The organism is Rhodoferax sp. (assembly GCF_028689295.1).
GTDB lineage: Bacteria > Pseudomonadota > Gammaproteobacteria > Burkholderiales > Burkholderiaceae_C > Rhodoferax.
In genome coordinates this window covers 1-20,098 of sequence record NZ_JAQTWL010000018.1, presented here as the reverse complement: position 1 = coordinate 20,098, position 20,098 = coordinate 1, and the positions used below count along the sequence as shown (strand labels likewise).

The window sequence follows — 20,098 nt, the reverse complement described above, 5'->3', positions numbered from 1 at the left end:
GTGAACAGGTGGGTGGTAGTTTAGGCACTATGGCGAGAGGTGCGCTTTGCGCCACTCGGCATACGCCTGCGGAAACGCAGCTTGCAAACGTGCCAGGTAATAGGCGGCTTCAGCATCACGGCCCAATATCAGCGCACTGTCGATCACGCTCTCAGCCACGCGCGCCTCGGGCGAAAAGTGCAATGTTTCCTTGGCCAGCCGGTTCATCTGCACCGCGTTGCCTGGCGTCAGTTCGGTGATGGTGAGTTCGGCAAAGCGCACCTGGTCCTGAAATAGATGCACGTGGCGCGTTTTTTCCAGCGTGTTGACGCGGTAGGCCGTGGCGCGCTGCTCGGGATCCAGGTAGATTTGGCTGGCCAGGTGGTATTGCCATGCTGCCAGCGCACAAAAGGTGATCAACACGCCGGCGCATGCGGCTTGCAGGTAGGGCGCCAGCGACTTTTTTGGCCGCCTGTTTTGTGGTGTCAACAGCCAGACGCACAAGCCGGCGGCCATCTGGAACGGGCCGTACCAAAGCGGGTATTCCAGCAGGCTGTGCAGCAGGATCACTGCCAAAACGCCCCAGGCCATGCGTCGTGTGGGGTCCTGCTCGCGCCATGGCTGGGCGCGCCAGATGAGCCACAGCGCGCCGCCGCTCACCAACAGCGCCAGCGGCACACCCAACTCCACAGCCAGGTGCAGGGGCAGGTTGTGGGCGTTGTCCAGAATGTCGCAAAAGCGCGCGCCCGGGTAGAGCGTGATGAAGTGGGCGTAGTCCAGCTCACCCCAGCCCCAGCCCAGCCAGGGCTTCTGGGCAATCAGGAACAGCACATTGCGCCACAGGGTGAGTCGGCTGGTGCACACAGCATCGCCTTCGCGCAGCCGTGCCCAGGCGCCGCTGTGCATCGGGTCCAGCCCCGCCAGCCACGGCAACGCCCAGGTGGCCACCGCATAAGCCAGTACGGCAGCCAATAAGACCCGCTGCAGCGCCTGCCGGTTTTGACTGCCGATGTCGTGATGGCGCTTGCGGTGTTGCCAGTAAAGGCTCAAGACCACCACCAAAAGCAACTGCAACAAACCGGTGCGAGACGAGGAGGCCGCGTTGCCCGCGCCCAATAGCGCGGCCGGACCGATCAGGCCAGCGTGTCGCCCGAATCCGGGGCGCGACGGCTGCGTTGCCCACCACAACAAGGACACCAGTCCGATGGCCATCAAGCTGGCAAACTGGTTGCGCTGGCGCAGGTTGCCAAAAGCCAGACCGACTTCCGTGTGGTTGACCCACACTCCGAGCCATTCGGTGGCGCCGAAATACTGCAACAAGCCAATCACGGCGCTCATGGCTGCGGCCACAGCCCAAGCTCCGGCCATGGCGCTCACCCGGTCGGTGCGCTGCTGCTGCGGGTAGGCGCTAGCCCACAGCAACAGCAAGCCGGCCGCGCAGCTCCAGGCAAACAGCAGTGGCACCACGGCAGCCGTCGGCCCGGGCGAAAATGGGTTGAGCCAGGGCAGGCAGATGAGGATGGCAAAGGCAAGCAAGCGCATGAGAGCGGCATTGTCCATCAGGCGGACGGCTGGTGTGGGCGCCGCAGTTTTTTGAAAGCACGGCAAAATCGGGCTCACACTGAAAGAGGTCGCGCCATGTCCAAAGCCAAAAAAAATATTGCTGCCATCGTGGGGGGGTCATCCGACGAGGTGGAGGCCGCCTTTTACGAGGCGCTGCAAAACGCCGACCTGGAACGGCTGATGGCCTGCTGGGCCGATGACGACGAGGTGGCCTGTGTGCATCCGGGCGGCCCGCGCATGATCGGCCTGGGCGCCATTCGCTCGGCGTTCGAGGCCATGTTCAACAACGGCAGTGTGCGTGTGCGCGCCGAAGGTGTGCGCAAGATTGAAGCGCTGGGCAGCGCCGTGCACAGCGTGCGCGAACGCGTGGAACTGCTCACGCCCGAGGGCCCGATGGAGGCGGTGGTGATTGCCACCAACGTCTATCACAAGACCGCGCAAGGCTGGCGCCTGGTGGCGCACCACGCCAGCCCCGGCAACGCCCGCGAGCCGCAGGACGTCACCGACACACCACCGGTTTTGCATTAGGGCTCTTGGCCATGCACTACAGCGCGCCCTGGTGGTTGCCCGGTGGCCATGCCCAAACCATCTGGCCGGCGTTGCAAAGCCGTACCGACCGCTTGCCTGCAATGCCGTACCGGCGCGAGCGCTGGGCCACGCCCGATGACGACTTTGTCGATGTGGACTGGCGCGATGCGCCTGCTGACCAACCTGCGGCGCCTTTGCTGGTGCTGTTTCACGGGCTGGAGGGTTCCTCGCACAGTCACTACGCGCTGGCGCTGGCCCAATGGGCACAGGCACAAGGATGGGGCTTTGCCGTGCCGCATTTTCGGGGCTGCAGTGGTGAGATCAACCTTGCCCCGCGCGCCTACCATTCGGGTGATTTTGAAGAAATCGGCTGGATCCTGGCGCGCCTGCGCGCATGGCACGCCGGGCCGCTCTACGCAGTAGGTGTGTCGCTGGGTGGCAACGCCTTGCTGCGCTGGGCGCAGGAGGCGGACAGCACGGCGGCAAGCGTGGTGCAGGCGCTCGCCAGCATTTCGGCCCCGGTGGACCTGACGGCCAGCGGCCTGGCCATGGGTCGGGGCATGAACCGGCAGGTTTATACCCGCATGTTCCTGAAAACCATGAAACCCAAGGCGCTGCTCAAGCTGTCCCAGTTCCCCGGCTTGTTCGACGTCCGGGCGCTGCACGCCGCGCGCGATCTCTACGACTTTGACAATGTGTTTACCGCACCCCTGCATGGCTTCAAAAACACGCGCGACTACTGGCAGCGCGCATCGGCCAAGCCGCGCCTGGCCGACATTCCACTGCCGACCCTGGTAGTCAACGCCCTGAACGACCCGTTTGTACCGGCGGCCAGCCTGCCGCAGCAGCGCGATGTCGGCGCGCATGTAACCCTCTGGCAGCCCGGACAGGGCGGGCATGTCGGTTTTGCGGCCGGGTCGCCGCCGGGCCACCTGCACACCCTGCCGGAGCTGGTGGGTGGCTGGTTGATGGCGCACAGTTGAAAGGAACCGAAAAATGGACGACATCGTCAAACAAGCCATGACCAAATGGCCCAACGTGCCCGACTGTTTCGGCTGGCTCGGGTTGGATGCGCGCGGCAACTGGTACCTGCGCGACGACCGGGCGCAAGCCGCGGGGGCTTTCCAGAGCGGACTGGCGGACAGCAAGGGCGCCTTGCTGACGCATGAGAAACTGATCGACTTCATCGCCCGCAACTACCAGCCCGATGCGCAGGGCCAATGGTTTTTTCAGAACGGGCCGCAACGCGTGTATGTGGAACTGCAAGCCACGCCGCTGATCTGGCGCGTGCAACCCGACCACACGGTCAAGGACCACCTGGGCCGGGACGCCGAAATACAGCAGACTTGGCTCGATGAAGCAGGTTGCTTGTATCTGGCGTCAACGGCCGGGCTGGGGCGGGTGCACACCCAGGACATGGGCCTGGCCGCAGACGCCGTGGAACTGGGCCTGTGGCAGCCGCAAGAGGTTTTGCAGCGCGACCTGCCCACGCGCTTCGGCTTTGTCAAAAGCCCGCAATCACTTCAAAAAAAGTAGCCGCATGAGGTTGAACTTATTTGGCCTCGGATGCCGCCGAGGCAGGTGCTGCTGCCGCTTCAGCCGACTCCGGTGCCTTGGGCTCTTCAAACTTGGCGCCAGCGGCATTGGCCATGTAAGCCACGGCACGGCCCACTTCAAAGTCGGCAAAAGCACCGCCACCTTGTGCGGTCATGCTGTTTTTGCCTTTAAGAGCCGAGTTCAGCAGTGCGGCATACCCCGTGGCGATGCGTGGCGCCCAGGCAGCGGCATCGCCAAACTTGGGCGCGCCCACCAGGCCAGCGGTGTGACATGTGGTGCATTGCGCCTTGAACACTTCTTCACCGGTTTTCGGCTCGCGCTTGGATTCGCCCAGCTGCAAGGTACCCACCTTCTGGATGCGCGCGGCAACCGCTTCTTCGGACATGCTGGAGGCCACCTGGCCGCCACTTTCAGCTTTGTAATAGCTCACCAGGGAGCCAATCACCAACAAGGGCAAGCCCAGCAAAACTGTAATTGAGGCGATTTTTTTGAGGGCGCTGGGAGCTGGTGCTGCATGCGCGTCGTGTTCTGCGGGGTGATGGTGGTCGCTCATGATGGTCTCGATTCGATGTTGGGTGCCAAAACTGGAGGCGATTATAGGGTTGGGTCGTTTTTAAACACCTACAATCGCCACTCTTCGTCGCGGCCGTCGCTCAATGGATAGAGTATTGGCCTCCGAAGCGAGAATGTGAGTATCGGTCTTGAACAGCATTGCGGCTGTAGCTCAGTGGATAGAGTATCGGCCTCCGAAGCCGAGGGTCGTGGGTTCGATCCCCGCCAGCCGCACCACGTCTCGATAATCTGTTGATTTAATTAATAAAAATCAGCGTTTCAGCGCCCTCTACAGCACCCTCATACAAAGGGTGTCTCGATGGAGAATTTGCAGCGCCGCGTAAGCGGCATCTATTTTGTGCGTATGACAGTCCCAGCGGCCCAGCAGCAAGACAGGAAGTCCGCAGAATGGGTGGCTTAAGGAGTGCGGAATACCGGGGCGAGATCACCACAGTCAAAAAGGCCGATTTTTAACTTTACGAGCCTTTGGCGTCAAGCAAGGCAACCTGCACCAGGCAGTCGTAAAAGGTTGGCCCGTGGCCCAAGTCGGTGAGTTTCTGGCTGGTGAGTTGGTTGACGTTGGTGCCGTTGAGTCCCAGTTTGCGCCACCACACGCCCAGACCGTTGACCACGCCCGGACGGGCCCGTGCGCTGAGGCGGGCACGGCACTGGTAATTGCCGCGGTCGTTATAAACGATCACCACAGCGCCGTCGGCAATGCCGCGCTCAGCGGCGTCAGCCGGATGCATTTCCAGCAGCGGCTCGCCTTCGCTCTCGCGCAAGCTCTTGACGTTGACAAAGCTCGAATTCAAAAAATTGCGCGCCGGGGGCGAAATCATGGCCAGTGGGTAGGCGGCGGAGGTGTGCGCCGCTTCATGGTTGGGCACATGGTCGGGCAGGCCGTCAAGCCCCTGTGCCGCCAGTCGCGCGCTGAAGAACTCGCATTTGCCGGAGGGTGTCGGGAAGTTTCCCTGGGCAAAGGGTGCCTCTGGCGTGTCGAGTGTGGCAAAGCCGTTGGCCAGCAGTGTGTCAAAGTTGACGGTGTTGCCATAGGCCTGGCGGCACAGCGCCTCGTCGCTGTCAGAAAAGCACGGTTCGTCAAAGCCCATGCGTGCAGCCAGTTCCCGAAAAATCTGCGCATTGGGCCTGGCCTCGCCCAGCGGCGCAATCGCCGGCCGGTTGAGCAGCGCGTCGGTGTGGCCATAAGCGCTGTGCACGTCCCAGTGCTCCAGTTGAGTGGTGGCGGGCAGGATGTAATCTGCGTAGTCGGCGGTGTCCGTCTGAAAATGTTCCAGCACCACGGTGAATAAATCGTCACGGGCAAAGCCCTGCACGACCCTGGCCGACTCGGGCGCCACCGCCACCGGGTTGCCGTCATAGACGATCAGCGCCTCGATGGCCGGGCCAAATGTCGGGCCACTCCGACGCATCAGGTCGTCGCCAATGGTGACCATGTTGAGGGTGCGCGGCGTGCGGCCAGCCAACAAATCAGGGCGCTGCAGGGCAGCTCTTTGCACCGGAAAAGCCCCCGAGCTCGACAGCAGCACGCCACCAGCGCGGTGGCGCCAGGCACCAATGAGCGCCGGCAGACTGGCAATCAGGCGCACCGCGTTGGCGCCGCCATGCACGCGTTGCACGCCGTAGTTCATGCGGATGGCGGCTGGCGCGCGGCTGGCGGCGCAGGCGCCGTAGTCGTGGGCCAGGGCGCGAATCTGCTCGGGCGTGATGCCGCAGATGGCCGCGGCGCGCTCTGGCGGCCACTGCAGGGCGCGTTCGCGCAGCAGGTCCCAGCCCAGCGTGTAACGCGCCAAATAATCATGGTCGAGCCAGTCGTTTTGAATCAGCTCATGCATCAGGCTCAGCGCCAGCGCGCCGTCGGTGCCGGGCAGCAGGGCGATGTGCTCATGGCATTTGTCGGCGGTCTCAGTCTTGCGCGGGTCGATGCAAATGAGTTTGGCACCGTTGTGTTTGGCCTGGGCTGCGTAGCGCCAGAAGTGCAGGTTGCTGGTGATCGAGTTGCTGCCCCAGATCAAGATGAGTTTTGACTCAGCAAAAAACTCAACCCGCATGCCGACCTTGCCGCCCAGTGTGTGCACCAGCCCTTCACCGCCGGCGGTCGCACAAATGGTGCGTTCCAGCTGGGATGCGCCCAGCTTGTTGAAAAATCGCGCCGCCATGCTTTCGCCCTGGACCAGCCCCATGGTGCCGGCGTAGCTGTAGGGCAGGATGGCCTGCGGGTCGCGCGCGGCGATGGTGCTCAGGCGCGCGGCAATGTCGCTCAGGGCGGTGTCCCAGCTCACGCGTTCAAACTGTCCGCTGCCTTTGGTGCCGGTGCGTTTCAGGGGATGCAGGATGCGCTCGGGGTGGTAAGTGCGCTCGGGGTAGCGCGACACTTTGGTGCACAGGCTGCCTGCCGTGTGCTGGTGCGCCGGATTGCCCTGCACCTTGACGGCCACGCCGCCCTGCACCGTGGTCAGCAGTGAGCAGGTGTCGGGGCAGTCGTGCGGGCAGGCACCCAGAATCTGGAGGGTGTCAGAACCGGAGGTCGATGCGTAGTGGGGCATGGCGGGAATAATTATGTACCTCGAAACAAATGGTTGAACCCCCTGCTGACTTCCAGCACTTCAGGATGCTGCTTCAGTGTGACCCGCTGGCGCCCGCTGTCGTCGCGCTGCACCGCAGCCACGGCGCCCAGGTTGACGACGGTCGAGCGGTGAATCTGCCAGAACTGCTGCGGGTCGAGCTGGACGATCAGTTCGCGGATCGGGGTGCGGACAAAAGCCTCCTGATGCTGCAATTGAACCCGCGTGTATTTTTCGTCTGAGCGGAAAAACAGCACGTCTTCCACATTCACCAGCCGGGTGCTGCTACCGACGCCGCATTGCAGCCAGCGCAACCTGGGCGTGGCATTGCCGTTCAGGCGCGCCTGCAACTGCGTCAGGGTTTGCAGCAGTGCGCCCTGATGGTCCGGGGGGTTGACCTGCGCCAGGCGGGCGCGCAACCGGGCTACGGTCACGTCGAGCCGTGCGCGCTCGACCGGCTTGAGCAGATAGTCCACGGCTCCTTCCTCAAACGCCGTGACCGCATATTCATCGTAGGCAGTGACAAACACAATTTCGCCGCGCCAGTGAACTTGTGCGGCAATCTCGCGCGCCGCCTCGATGCCGGTGAGACCGGGCATGCGGATGTCCAGAAACACCACGTCGGGGTTGAGCTCAGACGTCAGGCGCACGGCTTCGAGTCCGTCGCGGGCGATGCCACAGACCTGCAGTTCCGGCCAGCATTCGACCAGTCGGGCCTGCAATTGCTCACGCAGCAAACGCTCGTCGTCGGCAATCAGGGCGCGCACCGGGGGCAGGTCAACCTGGCCAGTTATCATGATTTGGTCACTTCGGCGCGGTAGGGAATGGTCAGGCGCGCCACGGTACCGCAAGGCACGCCGGCACGCAATTCCAGGCTGCTGGCACCCGGGTACAGCAGGGTCAGTCGGTTGCGGATGTTGTCCAGCCCCAGGCCCGTGCCCTGTGTGCTGGATGCGTAGATGTTGCCCACGCCCAAGCCAACGCCGGTATCGGCCACCTCCACCTGCAAATGGCCGTCCACCACCTGCGCGGAGACCGTGACGCGACCGCCCTCGGGCTTGGGTTCAATGCCGTGTTTGATGGCGTTTTCCACCAGCGTTTGCAGCACCATCGGCGGGAACACCGTGGACTCCAGCCCGACGGGCACCTGGATGTCATAGCTCAGCCGGTCTTCAATGCGCAACTTGAGCAGTTCCAGATAAGGCTTGATCAGCGCCAGCTCCCGTCCCAGGGTCGAAGACTCCTGGCGCATCTGTGGCAACGCGGCGCGCAAGTAAGCGATCAGCAGCTTCTGCATTTCGGAGGCGCGCCTGGGGTCGGTTTCGATCAGGTAGTCCACGGCCGCCAGCGTGTTGAACAAAAAGTGCGGTTCCACCTGGGCTTGCAGCAATTTCAACCGCGCCTGCACCAATTGGCGTTGCATCGCCTCGCGCTCGGCGCTGGCGTTGGCCACCTGCAGTTTGGCATCCGATTCGGCCGTCTTGCGCATGATGATCTTGGCCGCTGCCAGGTAGGCAAAGAAGGCCACCAACAGCGCGGAGAACACGTCGCTGATCCAGCCACCCAGGGTCCGTTCAATGACCAGTTCGGTTTCATTGTCACCAGCCACGTCCTCGCCGCCTGGCAAGACCGGAACTTCAATGCGGATCGGCGCTTCGCCGGTACCACTTTCACTGGCGGCGGAGGCCGGCGTCGCCGGCGTGCAGCCCTTCTCGGTGATGACGACAGTTTGCTTGCCGCCAATAATGATTTCTTGCGTCTTGCAGGTCTTGGAGGTGCTGCCGGCTGGCTCCGCAGGCTGCGTGCTGGTTTTCCTGACGACCTCGTGTCTTCTCTCGTGCGAGAGCTTCAGGTTTTCCGCAATGATGGACCCGGCCATCACAGCGATCAAGGCCAGAAGGATCAGGCGCCACCAGCTCAGCGATGCCGCCCAGGCGCTGAGTGTGGCATTCAGGCGTTTGAGCCAGGCCATGGCAACAGTCTTGGGCGCGTCGTGGGGAGTGTTCATGGCTTCAAAGTTTAATGTGAATGGGCGCTGCTTGTGCAGGGTGTGCAGGCTGCGGTCACCGCAGCGCCCGCGCGGGGCAGGCGTTTGCCATGGACGGTGACGGTGGGCAACTGCACCACGCGCAGGCTGGGCGCCGCTTGAGAAGCAAAGCCGGTATCGATGGCCAGCAACAGAACCAGGTTGATGGCGATGCTCAAAATGGCTGCGCTCAGTTTCAGTGGCTGGATGGTGGCGCGATTCATGGTGAGCTCCTTGTTGCAAAAGTGGTTTCGGGTTGATCGAGGCAGCCGGTTGACTGCGATGGGTGAACTTTAGGCATCTCAACGGTGTGGTGCACCCGCTTTGCGATGAACTGCGGCTCGGTGCGATGAATGGCAATGGCAGGCGATGAGCGTCCCCAAAAGAGCGCTGCCTTGGCGAAAGATTTAGACTGGAAGCGAAGGAGCCAACATGAACCTGATCGATTCCATCGTGTCCCAGGCCGCCGCGGTGGCTGAGTTGCGCCGCGACCTGCATGCCCACCCCGAGCTGTGCTTCAACGAGTTCCGCACCGCCGATGTGGTGGCCGCCAAGCTCACCGAGTGGGGTATTCCAATCCATCGTGGCCTGGGTACCACCGGAGTGGTCGGTATTGTCAAGGCGGGCACCTCGAACCGAGCCATTGGACTGCGCGCCGACATGGACGCGCTGCCGATGCAGGAGGCCAACACCTTTGCCCACGCCAGCACCGAGCGCGGCAAGATGCACGCCTGCGGCCACGACGGTCACACGGCCATGCTGCTGGCCGCCGCGCAGTACCTTGCCACGCAGCGCAATTTTGATGGCACGGTCTATCTGATTTTTCAGCCCGCCGAAGAAGGTGGTGGCGGTGCGCGCGAGATGATCCAGGACGGCTTGTTCGAGAAGTTTCCGATGGACGCGGTGTTTGGCATGCACAACTGGCCCGGCATGGTGCTGGGACAGTTTGCGGTGAGCAGCGGCCCGGTGATGGCTTCCAGCAATGAATTCAAGATCACCCTGCACGGCAAAGGCGGTCACGCCGCCATGCCGCACAACGCGCTGGACCCGGTGCCGGTGGCCTGCCAACTGGTGCAATCGTTCCAGACCATCATCAGCCGGAACCTGAAACCCATTGATGCGGGCGTAATTTCGGTCACCATGATTCATGCTGGGGAGGCCACCAACGTCATTCCAAATTCCTGTGAGCTGCAAGGCACGGTGCGCACTTTTTCGCTGGCGGTGCTCGATCAGATCGAGCAGCGCATGCGGGTGATGACCGAGCATCTCTGTGCCGCATCTTGCCTGCGCGCCGACATTGAATTCAGGCGCAACTACCCGCCCACCATCAACAGCGCGGCCGAAGCCGACTTTGCGCGCCAAGTGATGACCGATATCGTGGGTGCTGACCAGGTGCTGGCGCAGGAGCCGACCATGGGCGCCGAAGACTTTTCCTTCATGCTGCAAGCCAAGCCCGGTTGCTACGTTTTTATTGGCAATGGTGACGGTGACCACCGCGCCCTGGGGCACGGCGGCGGGCCGTGCATGCTGCACAACCCGAGTTATGACTTCAATGACGGACTGCTGCCGCTGGGGGCGACTTACTGGGTGCGTCTGGCTGAGGTCTGGCTAAAACCCCTGTAGGAGCGGCGCCCTCGCCGCTCCTACAGGGGGACCGCCTGCGGTCGCTCAGCCAAAGCGCCGCGCCGCCATTTCCAGCAGTCCCTCGAACAGCAGGTTGTCCACCAGCTCAAACGGCACCGACATGCTGGGGGCCATCTTCCAGGCGGCACCGCCGGTCATGATGCAGCGCGGCTCTTGTGCGCAATGCTGGCGCAGGTGCTGCACCATGCGCTCCATGGCGCCGGCGATGGCGTAGGTGCCGCCGCTGGTGAGGGCATCACTGGTGTTGGTGGGAAATTCGCAGACGTTGCCGGTGGGCACGTGCAAGCCAGCGGTGCCGGATTCCAGCGCGCGCAGCATGATGCCGTGGCCGGGCAGGATCAGGCCGCCCAAAAATTTGCCCTGCGTGTCGATGGCATCCACCGTCACGGCGGTACCCACCATAACCACCACCAGCGGGCGCGCCGGGCCCTGCGCCAGGCTGCGGTGCCAGGCGCCGATCATGGCCACCCAGCGGTCGGCGCCCAGGCGCGCCGGGTAGTCGTAGCCATTGGTCAGGCCGGCCTCAACGCTGTTGGCCACCACCCAGTTGGCGGACACATCCCACAACTCCATTTGCTCTTCGACCCGGCGTTTGACGACGTCGCCTGCCACGGTGCAGCCCAGCATGCGGGTCGGATGAGGCAGGCCGCCCCAGTCGCCATTGGCCAGTCGGTCGATATTTTCAAGAAACTCGACACCTTGCGCCAGCAGCGGTGCATTGCGATGGGGAGCGGTGTGCAACGCCCATTTCAAACGGGTGTTGCCGACATCAATGGCCAAAAAAGTCATGGCGGCATTATCAGCTCTGTCGCCACGGCAATCCGCTCAGGCGCCATCCGCCTTTGTGACCGCGGTGCGCGTTGCCGTCGGGGTCGCCTTCAAAACCATCCAGAATGTTGTACGCCTGCAGACCAAGTTCGGTGGCGCGTTTGGCGGCTGCGATGGAGCGCAGGCCGCTGCGGCACAGCAGCACCACTTTTTTTCCAGGGGGTACCGCGGCCAGCAGTTCTGCATCGAAGCTGGGGTTGGTCACCATGCCTGGCCACTGCTTCCAGGCCACCGTCTCGGCATCGGGCACAAAGCCGACCCAGGCGCGCTCGGCATCGGTGCGCACATCGACCAGCACGGCCTCGCCATGCTGCACCCACGCCCAGGCCAGCGCGCAGCTGACGTCGCCCGCGTAGCCAGCGGCCGGTTGCACCTGCAAGCTGTTGGCGGGGTGCGCATCGTGGCGCAGGCCGCCGTGCAGGTTGGCGGGCACCGCTTCAGCGATGCGTTTGGGCGGTGGCAAGTGCAGCGCGTCCATGATGGCGACAAACTCTGCCTCGGTCTTTCCTGCCATCCGGGCATTGCCGGCTTTCTCGGCGCCGATGGTCGAGCTGGTCTTGCCCTGGTAATCATGGCCTGGCCACACGGTGGTGCCATCAGGCAGCTTGAACAGCACCTGGGTCAGACTGTGGTACATGGCCTCGGAACTGCCACTTTGAAAATCGGTGCGACCGCAGCCGTTGATCAGCAGCGTGTCGCCGGTGAAGACGTGGTCGCGCCATACAAAACTCATGCTGCCTGCGGTGTGGCCGGGGGTGTGCATGGCGCGCAGCTTCTCAGTGCCAAAGCTCAGGATGGCGCCATCCTTGAGTTGCACCGCCGCCGTGCTGATGCCACAGTCCACTGGCGCAGCGGTTTTGGCGCCGGCCAGCTCAGCCAGCATCCCGGCGCTGGTGATGTGGTCGGCATGGGCGTGTGTTTCAAGCGTCAAGGCCAGTTTCAGGCCGTAGTCGCGCAGCACCTGCAGGTCGCGCTCAAGCTGCGTGTCCACCGGGTCGATGATGATGGCATCGCGCGTGCTGGTGTCAAACAGCACATAGGTGTAAGTGCTCGATGCGGTGTCGAAGAGTTGAATCGGGTTCATGGCGGGGTGGGCGGGCAATGGGGTATGGGCTAAGGTCTAGGGAACGGTGTACTCAATCTGAACTGTAACTCCCGTGGATGTTGCGGTCGGCAAAAGGTCTTATGACCTATTTGTCGCGTGGGAGACACATAAAGTGAGCTTTATGCCCGGAGTACAAGCGGAAAAGTAAAAAGTCTTTTGTGAAGGTAACGGGCTCATGTGAGTGAAAACCCTAATCTTTTGCGGAAGCATCTGTGTTGAAAATAAGAAGCCCATTATTTACAACAGGAGACTTCCTTGACCGATAGCAAAACCCCCCGTCGTCGCAGCCTGCTCAAAGGTGCTGCCATTGCCGCAGGTGCCATGTCTGCCCCCATGATTGCGAAAGCACAGACTGGTCCGATCCAAATGCGCTGGCAGAGCACTTGGCCGGCCAAGGACATTTTTCATGAATACGCCCTCGATTACGCCAAAAAGGTGAATGACATGACCGGCGGCGACCTCAAAATCGAGGTGCTGCCCGCAGGTTCCGTGGTGCCGGCTTTTGGTTTGCTCGAAGCGGTGTCCAAGGGCACGCTCGATGGCGGCCATGGCGTGCTGGGTTACCACTACGGCAAGCAAAACGCACTGGCATTGTGGAACTCCGGCCCGGCTTTCGGCATGGACGCCAACATGGTGCTGGCCTGGCACAAGTACGGCGGCGGTGCCGAGCTTCTGGCCAAGCTCTACGCGTCCATTGGCGGCAATGTGCAATCGTTCCTGTATGGCCCCATGGCCACGCAGCCGCTGGGCTGGTTCAAGAAGCCGATCACAAAATCGAGCGATTTCAAGGGCCTCAAGTTCCGCACCAACGGTCTGGCCATCGACTTGTTCACCGCCATGGGTGCCGCTGTGAACGCGCTGCCAGGTGGCGAGATCGTGCCCGCCATGGACCGCGGTTTGCTGGACGGCGCCGAGTTCAACAACGCCAGTTCGGACCGCCTGCTTGGCTTCGCCGATGTGTCCAAGGTCTGCATGCTGCAAAGCTATCACCAGAGCGCGGAAACGTTCGAGATCATGTTCAACAAGACCAAGTACGACGCTCTGCCCGCCAAGATGAAAGCCATCATTGCCGGTGCCACCGAAGCCGCGTCTGCCGACATGTCCTGGAAGGCCATTGACCGTTATTCCAAGGATTACATCGAGCTTCAGACCAAGGACAAGGTCAAGTTTTACAAAACTCCCGATTCCGTGCTGCAGGATCAACTCAAGTTGTGGGACGAGATCGTGGCCAAGAAATCTGCAGAAAACCCCTTGTTCAAGGAAATTGTGGCCTCGCAAAAAGCCTTTGCCCAGCGCGCCGTGAAGTGGGACCAGGACACCTATGTCAGCCGCAAAATGGCGGTGGGGCATTTCTTCGGCGGCAAAAAGGCCTGACCCGAAAAAGTTTGCTTTTTTTGCTTCCTGGATCAGCCCTGCGGGTCTTGCCCGCAGGGCTGATTTTTTCAATTAGGTATCCCTCATGCAGAAATTGCTTCTTACGATCGACAAGCTCAGTACCGTCATTGGCCAGTTTTTTTCCTGGCTGATTCTGGCGCTCACCTTGATGATTTCCTGGGAGGTCTTCTCGCGCTATGTGATGGACAACCCGCATCCCTGGGCTTTTGACGTCATGAGCATGATGTATGGCACCCTGTTCATGATGTCGGGCGCATACACCTTGTCCAAAAACGGTCATGTGCGCGGCGACGTTCTTTACGGATTTTTCCCGCCACGCCTGCAAGCCGGTCTTGACCTGGTGCTCTACCTTCTGTTTTTTATCCCCGGCGTGGTGGCGCTGGCCTGGGCTGGCTACAACTTCGCTGCCGAATCCTGGGTCATCAACGAGCACTCCAACGTCACGGCCAATGGTCCGCCGGTGTACCCGTTCAAGACCATCATTCCGATCGCCGGTGCTTTTTTGCTGGCGCAGGGGCTGGTTGAAATCGTGCGTTGCATCGTGTGTCTGAAACAGGGAGATTGGCCCTCACGCGGGGACGATGTGGCCGAAGTCGACGTCGCAAAATTGAAAGAAATGGTGCACGTGAAAGACGAAGATATTGCCAAGCTGGACGCGTTTGTGAGCAAGCCCAACGGGAGTGAGAAGTGAGAAAAGAAGTCTGGTTTGGGCTGACGATCATGGCCATGGTCGTGCTGGCCGCGTTTATTTTGTTGCCGTCGCCCGCGCAAATGACGAACGGTCATTTGGGGCTGCTGATGCTGGCGCTGGTGGTGGTAGCCATCATGCTGGGGTTTCCCACCGCCTTTACCCTGATGGGCATGGGCATGGTGTTTGCCTGGATTGCCTACCGAAGTCAGAACCCGGGCCTGGCGGTGCAGCAGACGCTCGACCTGATGGTGCAGCGCACCTATTCGGTGATGTCCAACGACGTGCTGATCTCGATCCCGCTGTTTGTGTTCATGGGTTACCTGATCGAGCGCGCCAACCTGATCGAGAAACTGTTCAAGAGCATGCACCTGGCCACGGCGCGGATACCGGGCTCATTGGCGGTGGCGACCATCATCACCTGCGCCATTTTTGCCACGGCCACCGGCATCGTGGGCGCCGTGGTGACCTTGATGGGCCTGCTGGCTTTGCCTGCCATGTTGCGCGCCGGATACAGCGTGCAGCTCTCGGCGGGCGCCATCACCGCCGGCGGTTGCCTGGGCATTCTGATTCCGCCGTCCGTGATGTTGATCGTGTACGGCGCCACGGCCGGCGTGTCGGTGGTCAAGCTGTATGCGGGTGCGTTTTTTCCCGGCCTGATGCTGGCCGGCCTGTACGTTGTCTATGTCATCATTCTGGCCAAGCTCAAGCCCCACATGGCACCACCCATGTCGGCCGAGGACCGGCACGTGCCGCTGCCCGAGTTTGCGGAAATTGTGTCCACCAACGTCAGCAACAAAGTGCTGCCGGGCCTGATTGGCGCCATCAAGGGCAAGCGCAATGCGGCCGTGCCGATGAAGACGCTGGTCAATCACTTGTTCATCGCCCTGCTGCCAGCGATCACCGTGATGCTCATCATGGGCGGCATTTACCTGAAGGTGACGGCGCCGCTGCCGCCGGAGGTGGCCGGGGAGGTTGTGGCCATGGGCGGTTCCTCATTTGACGCGCCTGCCGAAGAAGGTGGCCTGGCCGAACCCGAGGCAGAAGATGGCCTGCAGTCGCCCCCGGCCGCTGACGAAGCCCCCGCCCCGCTGGGTGCTGTGGCCGAGGCGCCCGCCGCGCCTGCCGCGCCGGTTGCCGCGGAGCAGGTGGCTGCCGCGGCGGTGGCAGCTGAGCCTGTGGCAGAGCAGGAGCGCGTGCCTGCGCCGATGACGTTCTGGATTGGCCTGGCCAGTTGCGCAGTGGCGCTGATCATTTTCTATGCCATCTTCAGCTTCACCCGGCTGGAAATCTTCAAGATGCTGCTGGGCTCGTTTTTCCCGCTGGCCATCATGATTCTCGCGGTGCTGGGCACCATTGTGTTTGGCTTGGCAACACCCACCGAGGCAGCGGCCATGGGCTCCATGGGCGGTCTGTTGCTGGCAGGCGCCTACCGGCGGCTCAACATGACGGTGATGCGGGAGTCGGTTTACCTCACGGCCAAGACCAGCGCCATGGTGTGCTGGCTGTTCGTCGGCTCCAGCATTTTCTCGGCCGCGTTTGCCTTGCTGGGCGGTCAGGAGCTGATCAACACCTGGGTGCTGGGGATGGAGCTGACACCGGTGCAGTTCATGATTCTGGCGCAGATCGTCATTTTTTTGCTGGGCTGGCCGCTGGAGTGGACCGAGATCATCGTCATTTTCATGCCGATCTTCATCCCGCTGCTGCCCCACTTCAACATCGACCCCCTGTTCTTCGGGCTGCTGGTGGCGTTGAATCTGCAAACGGCATTTTTAAGCCCACCCGTGGCCATGGCGGCCTTCTACCTGAAAGGCGTGAGCCCGCCGCATGTCACGCTCAATCAGATTTTTGCCGGTATGTTGCCCTTCATGGGCATCCAGGTGATCGCCATCATCCTGCTATACCAGTTTCCGGCGATCGGCTTGTGGTTGCCGCAGCTGCTCTACAAGTAGGCCGTTGGTATTCATGTGAAGGCTGAAAGGGGCGCACTGGCGCCCCTTTCATTTTCAAATCCGCTAAGATTGACGTTTACGTCAACGTCAAGTCAGCGTTTGCTAGTCTGATCGCTGGTTTTGACATTTGCAAACTGCCACTGGAGACACCCACCATGACCGACCTGTCCGCCGACTTCAAGGCCCTGGCCAATTACCGCCCTGTGAACAAGGTGCGCTTTGTCACCGCCGCCAGCCTGTTCGACGGCCACGACGCCGCCATCAACATCATGCGCCGCATTTTGCAAAGCATGGGTGCCGAGGTGATCCACTTGGGCCACAACCGGAGTGTCGATGAGGTGGTCACCGCCGCCCTGCAGGAAGACGCGCAGGGCATTGCCATGAGCTCCTACCAGGGCGGCCATGTGGAGTATTTCAAGTACATGGTCGATCTGCTCAAGAGCCGCGGCGGCGCGCACATCCAGGTCTTTGGCGGCGGCGGAGGCGTGATCGTGCCCAGCGAGATCAAGGAGTTGATGGACTACGGCGTGACCCGCATCTACAGCCCCGAAGACGGCCAGCGCATGGGTCTGGCCGGCATGATCGGCGAGATGGTGATGCGCTGCGATAAAGATCTGACGCAATACGCACCCACCCGCATCGAAGCCATCCAGGGCCACACCGAACTGAGCTGGCGCGCGCTGGCGCAACTCATCACCGGACTTGAGAACGAAGCCGCCGCCGGCCAGGCCAAGGCGGCGCTATCCAAGCCGTTCAAGGCACTCGCCAAAGACATCCAGGCGCTCGCCGCGACCAGGAAGATTCCGGTGCTCGGCATCACCGGCACTGGCGGCGCCGGCAAGTCCAGCCTCACCGACGAGTTGATTCGCCGCCTGCGGCTGGACCAAGAGGACAGTTTGCGCGTGGCGGTGATCAGCATCGACCCGTCGCGGCGCAAGAGCGGTGGTGCGTTGCTGGGCGACCGAATCCGCATGAATGCCATCAACCCCTGGGCTTCGACAAGCCCAGCCCGAACGGGCAACAACCAGCGCGTCTTCATGCGCAGCCTGGCCACGCGCGACTTCGGCAGCGAGATCAGCGCCGCCCTGCCCGATGTGATTGCGGCCTGCAAGGTGGCAGGGTTCGATCTGGTCATTGTCGAGACCTCGGGCATTGGCCAGGGCGACGCGGCCATCGTGCCGCTGGTCGATGTGCCCATGTACGTCATGACGCCCGAATTCGGTGCCGCCAGCCAGTTGGAAAAAATCGACATGCTCGACTTTGCCGAGTTTGTCGTCATCAACAAGTTCGACCGCAAGGGCGCCAGTGACGCGCTGCGTGACGTGGCCAAGCAGGTGCAGCGCAACAAGGAGGCCTGGGCTGTTCCGACGGAGCAGATGCCGGTGTTCGGCACCATGGCCGCGCGCTTCAACGACGACGGAGTGACCGCGCTGTACCAGGCACTCAAAGTGCGCCTGGCCGAGCTCGGCCTGCCCGTTTCCGAGGGCAAGCTGCCCAGGGTCAATGTGCGCCACAGCACCAACCAGACCCCGGTGCTGCCTGCCGCGCGCACCCGCTACCTGGCCGAAATCAGCGACACCGTACGCGGCTACAAGTCCAAAGCCCGCGCGCAGGCCAGATTGGCGCGTGAAATCCAGCAGCTCAAGGCCAGCGCGCAGATGCTGCTGGCCGCTGACCCGTGCAAGGACGGCACAGCCAAACCCGGTGCCTACGGCACGGTACTTGAATTGGCCCAGGCCCGTAGTGAGCGCCAAGACCCGGCCGCCGCCAAATTGCTGGGGCAGTGGCCCGCCATGCAATTGGCTTACGCCGGTGACGAATACGTGGTCAGGATCCGCGACAAGGAAATCCGCACCGCGCTCACCACCAAAAGCTTGAGCGGCACCACCATCCGCAAGGTCTGCCTGCCGCAGTACGAGGACCACGGCGAAATCCTCAAGTGGCTGATGCTCGACAACGTGCCCGGCAGCTACCCCTACACCGCCGGCACCTTTGCCTTCAAGCGCGAGGGCGAAGACCCTACGCGCATGTTCGCCGGTGAAGGCGACCCGTTTCGCACCAACAAGCGCTTTAAGCTGCTCAGTTCCGGCATGGCGGCCAAGCGCCTGTCCACCGCTTTTGATTCGGTCACGCTCTATGGCAACGACCCCGACCCGCGCCCGGACATCTACGGCAAGGTCGGCAACAGTGGCGTTTCCATTGCCACCATCGACGACCTGAAAGTGCTTTACGGCGGCTTCGATTTGTGCTCGCCCAACACCAGCGTGTCCATGACCATCAACGGCCCGGCGCCGAGCATTCTGGCCATGTTCATGAATGCCGCGATTGACCAGAACCTGGAAAAATTTGCGGCAGACAACGGCCGTGAGCCGACCGACACCGAGGCGCAAAAAATCCGCGAATGGGTGCTGGCCAATGTGCGCGGCACGGTGCAGGCAGACATCCTGAAAGAAGACCAGGGCCAGAACACCTGCATCTTCAGCACCGAATTCAGCCTGAAAGTCATGGGCGACATTGCCAGTTACTTTGTGCACCACAACGTGCGTAATTTCTATAGCGTGTCCATTTCCGGCTACCACATCGCCGAAGCCGGTGCCAATCCGATCAGCCAGCTGGCGTTCACGCTCAGCAACGGCTTCACTTTTGTGGAAGCCTACCTGGCGCGCGGCATGCACATCGACGACTTTGCGCCAAATTTAAGCTTCTTCTTCAGCAACGGCATGGACCCCGAATACACCGTGATGGGCCGGGTGGCTCGGCGCATCTGGGCCGTGGCCATGAAAGAGAAGTACGGCGCCAACGAGCGCAGCCAGAAACTCAAGTACCACATCCAGACCAGCGGCCGCAGCCTGCACGCGCAGGAAATCCAGTTCAACGACATCCGCACCACCTTGCAGGCGCTGATTGCCATCTATGACAACTGCAACAGCCTGCACACCAACGCGTTCGACGAGGCTATCACCACGCCGACTGAGGATTCTGTACGCCGCGCCATGGCGATCCAGCTCATCATCAACCGCGAATGGGGTCTGGCCAAGAACGAAAACCCGTCACAGGGCGCCTTCGTCATTGAGGAACTGACCGAATTGGTTGAAGAAGCCGTGCTGCTGGAGTTTGAGCGCATCACCGAGCGCGGCGGTGTGCTCGGCGCCATGGAAACCGGCTACCAGCGCGGCAAGATTCAGGATGAATCGATGCACTACGAGATGCTCAAGCACACCGGCGAGTTGCCCATCATCGGGGTCAACACCTTCCGCAACCCGCATGGCGATCCGGTCAACGACAAGCTGGAACTGGCGCGCTCAACCGAAGAAGAAAAGCAGAGTCAGTTGCAGCGCCTGGCCGACTTCCACGCGCGCCACGCCAAGGAAGCCCCGGCCATGCTGGCGCGCCTGAAGCAGGCCGTGATCGACAACCGGAATGTGTTCGAGGTGCTGATGGACGCGGTGCGGGTTTGCAGCCTGGGCCAGATCACCAACGCCCTGTTCGAGGTCGGCGGGCAATACCGGCGCAATATGTGAGGTTTGGTGAGCAGGGCGGACTTCATTCCGCCATAGTGAGTGAAGCCGTCGGGTAATCCCCCCTTTTTCCACTGGCGTCAGAAGTAGAGGGTTATGCAGCCTTTAGTAGCCGCTGCTTTGGGGTGATCCCGCCCAGGGCCATGTGAGGGCGGTCGTGATTGTAGGACCAGGTCCATTG

At 61.9% G+C, this 20,098-nt stretch carries 17 protein-coding genes, 1 tRNA gene and 1 pseudogene; 9 read left to right on the top strand and 10 right to left on the bottom strand.

Annotated features, from left to right (window positions below):
- Nucleotides 1–27 precede the first annotated feature (27 nt).
- Nucleotides 28–1,539, bottom strand: coding sequence for a Wzy polymerase domain-containing protein (locus PHF15_RS13680; protein WP_300121856.1), 1,512 nt, complete (start codon nucleotides 1,537–1,539; stop codon nucleotides 28–30).
- 78 nt (nucleotides 1,540–1,617) lie between these two features.
- On the opposite strand from PHF15_RS13680, the gene PHF15_RS13675 reads away from it, so the two are divergent.
- From PHF15_RS13675 to PHF15_RS13665, 3 genes are read left to right on the top strand one after another with little or no spacing between them, the layout of a single operon-like run.
- Nucleotides 1,618–2,070 carry a nuclear transport factor 2 family protein gene (locus PHF15_RS13675; protein WP_300121855.1) on the top strand — a complete coding sequence of 151 codons (453 nt, stop codon included), beginning with the start codon at nucleotides 1,618–1,620 and terminating at the stop codon, nucleotides 2,068–2,070.
- A gap of 11 nt (nucleotides 2,071–2,081) precedes the next feature.
- Entirely contained in the window at nucleotides 2,082–3,053 is a 972-nt protein-coding gene (locus PHF15_RS13670) for an alpha/beta fold hydrolase (RefSeq protein WP_300121854.1), read from the top strand.
- A 13-nt stretch (nucleotides 3,054–3,066) separates the two neighbouring features.
- A complete protein-coding gene (locus tag PHF15_RS13665; RefSeq protein WP_300121853.1) occupies nucleotides 3,067–3,606 on the top strand; it encodes a DUF2946 family protein in 540 nt (179 codons plus the stop codon).
- Between the two features lie 16 nt (nucleotides 3,607–3,622).
- Here the strand turns inward: PHF15_RS13665 and PHF15_RS13660 are convergent, their stop codons facing one another.
- Nucleotides 3,623–4,180: a c-type cytochrome gene (locus tag PHF15_RS13660; RefSeq protein ID WP_300121852.1), complete on the bottom strand. Its 558-nt coding sequence runs from the start codon at nucleotides 4,178–4,180 to the stop codon at nucleotides 3,623–3,625.
- A 160-nt stretch (nucleotides 4,181–4,340) separates the two neighbouring features.
- Between PHF15_RS13660 and PHF15_RS13655 the strand changes: the two genes are divergently transcribed.
- Nucleotides 4,341–4,416 (top strand) — tRNA-Arg (locus tag PHF15_RS13655).
- A gap of 239 nt (nucleotides 4,417–4,655) precedes the next feature.
- Here PHF15_RS13655 and PHF15_RS13650 read toward each other — a convergent pair.
- From PHF15_RS13650 to PHF15_RS13635, 4 genes are read right to left on the bottom strand one after another with little or no spacing between them, the layout of a single operon-like run.
- On the bottom strand, nucleotides 4,656–6,743 hold the full coding sequence (locus PHF15_RS13650) for a molybdopterin oxidoreductase family protein (protein WP_300121851.1): 2,088 nt from the start codon (nucleotides 6,741–6,743) through the stop codon (nucleotides 4,656–4,658).
- 11 nt (nucleotides 6,744–6,754) lie between these two features.
- Nucleotides 6,755–7,558 (bottom strand): LytTR family DNA-binding domain-containing protein, encoded by an 804-nt coding sequence (locus tag PHF15_RS13645; protein ID WP_300121850.1) that lies wholly within the window; start codon nucleotides 7,556–7,558, stop codon nucleotides 6,755–6,757.
- Nucleotides 7,555–8,769 carry a histidine kinase gene (locus PHF15_RS13640; protein WP_300121849.1) on the bottom strand — a complete coding sequence of 405 codons (1,215 nt, stop codon included), beginning with the start codon at nucleotides 8,767–8,769 and terminating at the stop codon, nucleotides 7,555–7,557. Before PHF15_RS13640 ends, PHF15_RS13645 begins: the two co-directional genes overlap by 4 nt.
- 11 nt (nucleotides 8,770–8,780) lie before the next feature.
- A complete protein-coding gene (locus PHF15_RS13635; RefSeq protein WP_300121848.1) occupies nucleotides 8,781–9,011 on the bottom strand; it encodes a hypothetical protein in 231 nt (76 codons plus the stop codon).
- 208 nt (nucleotides 9,012–9,219) lie between these two features.
- On the opposite strand from PHF15_RS13635, the gene PHF15_RS13630 reads away from it, so the two are divergent.
- Nucleotides 9,220–10,410: a M20 aminoacylase family protein gene (locus PHF15_RS13630; protein ID WP_300121847.1), complete on the top strand. Its 1,191-nt coding sequence runs from the start codon at nucleotides 9,220–9,222 to the stop codon at nucleotides 10,408–10,410.
- A 45-nt stretch (nucleotides 10,411–10,455) separates the two neighbouring features.
- Here PHF15_RS13630 and PHF15_RS13625 read toward each other — a convergent pair whose 3' ends face one another.
- The 3 genes and pseudogenes from PHF15_RS13625 to PHF15_RS13615 form a co-directional block, all read right to left on the bottom strand.
- Nucleotides 10,456–11,220: a type III pantothenate kinase gene (locus PHF15_RS13625; RefSeq protein ID WP_300121846.1), complete on the bottom strand. Its 765-nt coding sequence runs from the start codon at nucleotides 11,218–11,220 to the stop codon at nucleotides 10,456–10,458.
- Between the two features lie 10 nt (nucleotides 11,221–11,230).
- The gene (locus PHF15_RS13620; protein ID WP_300121895.1) at nucleotides 11,231–11,668 is read right to left on the bottom strand and encodes a rhodanese-like domain-containing protein; all 438 of its coding nucleotides are present in this window, start codon (nucleotides 11,666–11,668) and stop codon (nucleotides 11,231–11,233) included.
- 174 nt (nucleotides 11,669–11,842) lie between these two features.
- Nucleotides 11,843–12,142: pseudogene (locus PHF15_RS13615) on the bottom strand (MBL fold metallo-hydrolase); the annotation flags it as partial.
- Nucleotides 12,143–12,619: 477 nt separating this feature from the next.
- Here PHF15_RS13615 and PHF15_RS13610 point away from each other — a divergent pair.
- From PHF15_RS13610 to icmF, 4 genes are all read left to right on the top strand, one after another.
- The gene (locus tag PHF15_RS13610) at nucleotides 12,620–13,738 is read left to right on the top strand and encodes a C4-dicarboxylate ABC transporter (protein ID WP_300121845.1); all 1,119 of its coding nucleotides are present in this window, start codon (nucleotides 12,620–12,622) and stop codon (nucleotides 13,736–13,738) included.
- An 85-nt stretch (nucleotides 13,739–13,823) separates the two neighbouring features.
- Nucleotides 13,824–14,450: a TRAP transporter small permease subunit gene (locus tag PHF15_RS13605; RefSeq protein WP_300121844.1), complete on the top strand. Its 627-nt coding sequence runs from the start codon at nucleotides 13,824–13,826 to the stop codon at nucleotides 14,448–14,450.
- On the top strand, nucleotides 14,447–16,399 hold the full coding sequence (locus PHF15_RS13600; protein ID WP_300121843.1) for a TRAP transporter large permease subunit: 1,953 nt from the start codon (nucleotides 14,447–14,449) through the stop codon (nucleotides 16,397–16,399). The genes PHF15_RS13605 and PHF15_RS13600 overlap by 4 nt, the downstream gene beginning before the upstream one ends.
- A 155-nt stretch (nucleotides 16,400–16,554) precedes the next feature.
- Entirely contained in the window at nucleotides 16,555–19,920 is a 3,366-nt protein-coding gene (icmF, locus tag PHF15_RS13595; protein ID WP_300121841.1) for a fused isobutyryl-CoA mutase/GTPase IcmF, read from the top strand.
- 91 nt (nucleotides 19,921–20,011) lie between these two features.
- On the opposite strand, the gene PHF15_RS13590 is transcribed toward icmF, so the two are convergent.
- Nucleotides 20,012–20,098, bottom strand: an 87-nt coding sequence (locus PHF15_RS13590) for an integrase core domain-containing protein (RefSeq protein WP_300120569.1), incomplete at its 5' end; no start/stop codon positions are given.